General features: G+C 68.0%; 5 protein-coding genes. All 5 read left to right on the top strand.

Features of this window, described 5'->3' with window-relative positions; genetic code table 11:
- The coding region (locus tag FVW27_RS12000) for a hypothetical protein (protein WP_208294756.1) at positions 1-244 on the top strand (244 nt) is incomplete at its 5' end.
- 252 nt (positions 245-496) lie between these two features.
- The gene (locus FVW27_RS11995) at positions 497-994 is read left to right on the top strand and encodes an HIT family protein (protein ID WP_167125444.1); all 498 of its coding nucleotides are present in this window, start codon (positions 497-499) and stop codon (positions 992-994) included.
- Positions 995-1,004: 10 nt separating this feature from the next.
- On the top strand, positions 1,005-1,400 hold the full coding sequence (locus tag FVW27_RS11990) for a lipopolysaccharide assembly protein LapA domain-containing protein (protein WP_167125442.1): 396 nt from the start codon (positions 1,005-1,007) through the stop codon (positions 1,398-1,400).
- 12 nt (positions 1,401-1,412) lie between these two features.
- The gene (locus FVW27_RS11985) at positions 1,413-2,591 is read left to right on the top strand and encodes a tetratricopeptide repeat protein (RefSeq protein WP_341806133.1); all 1,179 of its coding nucleotides are present in this window, start codon (positions 1,413-1,415) and stop codon (positions 2,589-2,591) included.
- 146 nt (positions 2,592-2,737) lie between these two features.
- The coding region (locus FVW27_RS11980) for a hypothetical protein (protein WP_208294755.1) at positions 2,738-2,958 on the top strand (221 nt) is incomplete at its 3' end.

Genomic DNA, 2,958 nt, shown 5'->3' with positions numbered 1-2,958 from the left:
CGAGGCCCTTGCGGCAGAGGCCGGCCCCGGCGGGGGCGACGGGCAGGATGCCGAGGCCGCCTGCGTGGCCCAGGGCCAGGACATGGTGACCGGCAACCGGCGTCAAAGGCCGCCGGGCTGGCGCGAACTTCGGAACGGGCAGGACGAACAGGAAGGAACGAACGGGCCAGACGGGCAGCGTGTGCAGAGCACGCCTGAAGGCGGCAACGAAACGGGCGGCACCGCCGGAACGCCAGCGGACTGACGTTCACGGTGACGAGGCGGCCCTGCAACCGTGACCGGCCACCGCTGTTCGCAATCGGTCACGGACTGGCCGCAAGCGGCATTGCAGCCCCCGTCAGCGCCACAAACATCGCCCCTGGCGGCCCGCCCCCCTTGCCCCGCAAGGCCCTAGGGTGTAAGCACATCTGACGGCTGAATTTCAATCGGAAATACGGCACGTTGCGCATGCACACAAACAGTGGCGCGCGCCGTGCCCCAGGAGACGGAACGGATCATGGAAACCCTCTGGGCGCCGTGGCGCCTCGACTACATCCTGGGCCCCAAGCCCGACAACTGCGTGTTCTGCCTGCCCGAACACACCGAAGAGGACGAGGCGCGCCTGGTCCTGTACCGGGGGCGGCACAATTTCGTGATCATGAACAAGTTCCCGTACAACAACGGGCACCTCATGGTCACGCCGTTCCGGCACGTCATGGACCTTGCCGCGCTGGAACCGGACGAAGCCCACGAGATGATGGACCTGCTCCAGACCTGCACCACCATGCTGCGCCAGCGCTTCAACCCGCAGGGCATCAACGTGGGGCTGAACCTGGGCGAGGCCGCCGGAGCGGGCATCCGCGAACATCTGCATTTCCACCTGGTGCCGCGCTGGAACGGCGATTCGTCGTTCATGGCGGTGATGAGCGAAACACGGGTCATTCCCGAGCATCTGCATTCCACGTATCATGCCCTGAAACCCCTGTTCGACCGCCTGCCCCGCGCGGGACGGTAAGGAGGCCGACATGCGCTTCGTCAAGGTTCTCGTTCTGGTTCTGGTGTTCTTCATCTCCATGATGTTCTTCGTGCAAAACAACGCGGTGCTGTCGCAGGCCGTCACCCTGAAGCTCGACCTGTTCTTCGACACCGCGTGGAGTTCCATCGCCCTGCCGTTCTACTTCATGATCCTGTGTGCCTTCCTGCTGGGCGCGCTGTGCACCATGCTCATGCTCATGGTCAGCCGCCTGCGCGCCGGGGCCGCCCTGCGCCGCGCCAACAAGCGCATCCGCGTGCTGGAAAAGGAACTGACCTCGCTGCGCAACCTGCCGCTGGAAACCGCGCGCAAGGCCCCGGAACCGGTGGCTGCCCCCGCTCCGGCCCCCGTTGCCGCCACGGAACCCACCCCGGCCAAGGCCGGCTAGGCGGGAGATTCCGTGACGCTGCTGGACAGACTGAAGGCGGGCGCGCGAACCCTGCTGGGCAACCGGCGCGCCGACATCCTTTCGCCCATGGGGCCGGATGCCGAATCTCCCGGCGCGCGCGATGCGCTGTCGGCCATCCAGGAACTGAGCCGGGTGGTGCGCAACGACCCGGACGCGGTGGAGATATATCTCGCCCTCGGCAACCTGTACCGCCTGCGCGGCGACATCGAACGCGCCGTCCAGATCCGCAGCAGCCTCATCGTGCGCCCAGGGCTGGATCCGCAGTTCAAGGCGCGCGCCCTGTTCGAACTGGGCCGCGACTACCGGCGCGGCGGGGTCATGGACCGGGCACTCGCGGCCTTTGACGAGGCGCGGGCGCTCGGGGCCGACCCGGAACAGATTACCTACGAGCTGGCCCTGCTGCACGCGGACAGCGGCGCCTTTCAGGAAGCGGCGGCGCAGTACGCACGGCTGGGCTTCCGCCCGGCGCAGGCCCATTACATGGTCCGCCACGCCGAGGATCTGGACCGTTGCAATCGCCCCGACGAGGCCAGGGCGCTGCTGGCCAAGGCCGTAAAGGTCTATCCCGGCGCGGTGGAAGCCTGGCGGGCGCGGCTGGTCATGGCGGCCCGCGCGGGCGAATGGCGCCGTGCGGGCAAACTGCTGCGCGAGGGACTGGAGCGGGTGCCCGCCTCCATCCGCTTCCTGCTGCTTGAAGGACTGCTTGAACTTGAAGCCCCAGCCCCGCGCAACGGCAACGGTGGCGCCGCTCCCGGCGGCGCTGGCAACGGCACGAACGGCGCGGGCAGTGCGGACTTCGAGGAAAAGCGCTGTGCCACGGTGCTTGCCGCCATAGAGGCGCAGGAGCCGGACCTGCTGCTGCAATATTACGGGGCGCTGTTCCTGCTGCGCTGCGGCAACCGTGAAGAGGCAGGCAACTGGCTGGCCAAGGCCATGGTGCTGCGGCCCGACTTCTGGGCGGCCCGGCTGGAACTGCTGTCGCTGTCCATGGAGCAGCAGCACCTGTCGCCGGTATTCCGCAGCCAGCTTGAATATTTCATCGAACACGCCCGCAAGGTGAAACGCTTCGTGTGCGGGTCCTGCGGCCTGCGCCGCGAACATACCTTCAGCGTGTGCCCGCGCTGCCGCAGCTGGCATTCGGCCACGTTCAGGTTGTCCTTGCAGGATTAGGCAGAACGGCGGGCTGTGCCCCGATTGTCCTTTCGTCCGCTGGCCGCGCACCGCAATCCACCGGTTGTCGCGGCCAGTGCCGCATTCACGTCCGGCCCCGCGCCCGGCACTTCCATCCCCACCCCTTCGCGGTGTACACACGAGGCATGACAGACACCTCCCGCTTCCCGCACGCCCAGCCCCTTGCCGAATCCGCCGCCGCATCAGCGGACGCAGCCGTTGACGTATCCGATGCCACGCCGACTGCCGCCGACGGCGTCTGCGACTGCGACATGCCAGGCGCTGCCGCCAGCACGGACGCCACGTCCGGCCCCAGTTCCGGCACTGCCAGCCTGGCGCGCAACGCATCGCGCCTGGCCGGGGCCAC

The organism is Nitratidesulfovibrio liaohensis (assembly GCF_011682075.1).
Lineage (GTDB): Bacteria > Desulfobacterota > Desulfovibrionia > Desulfovibrionales > Desulfovibrionaceae > Cupidesulfovibrio > Cupidesulfovibrio liaohensis.
Note: the sequence above shows the minus strand (reverse complement) of the source record. Positions and strands in the feature narration are given on the sequence as shown.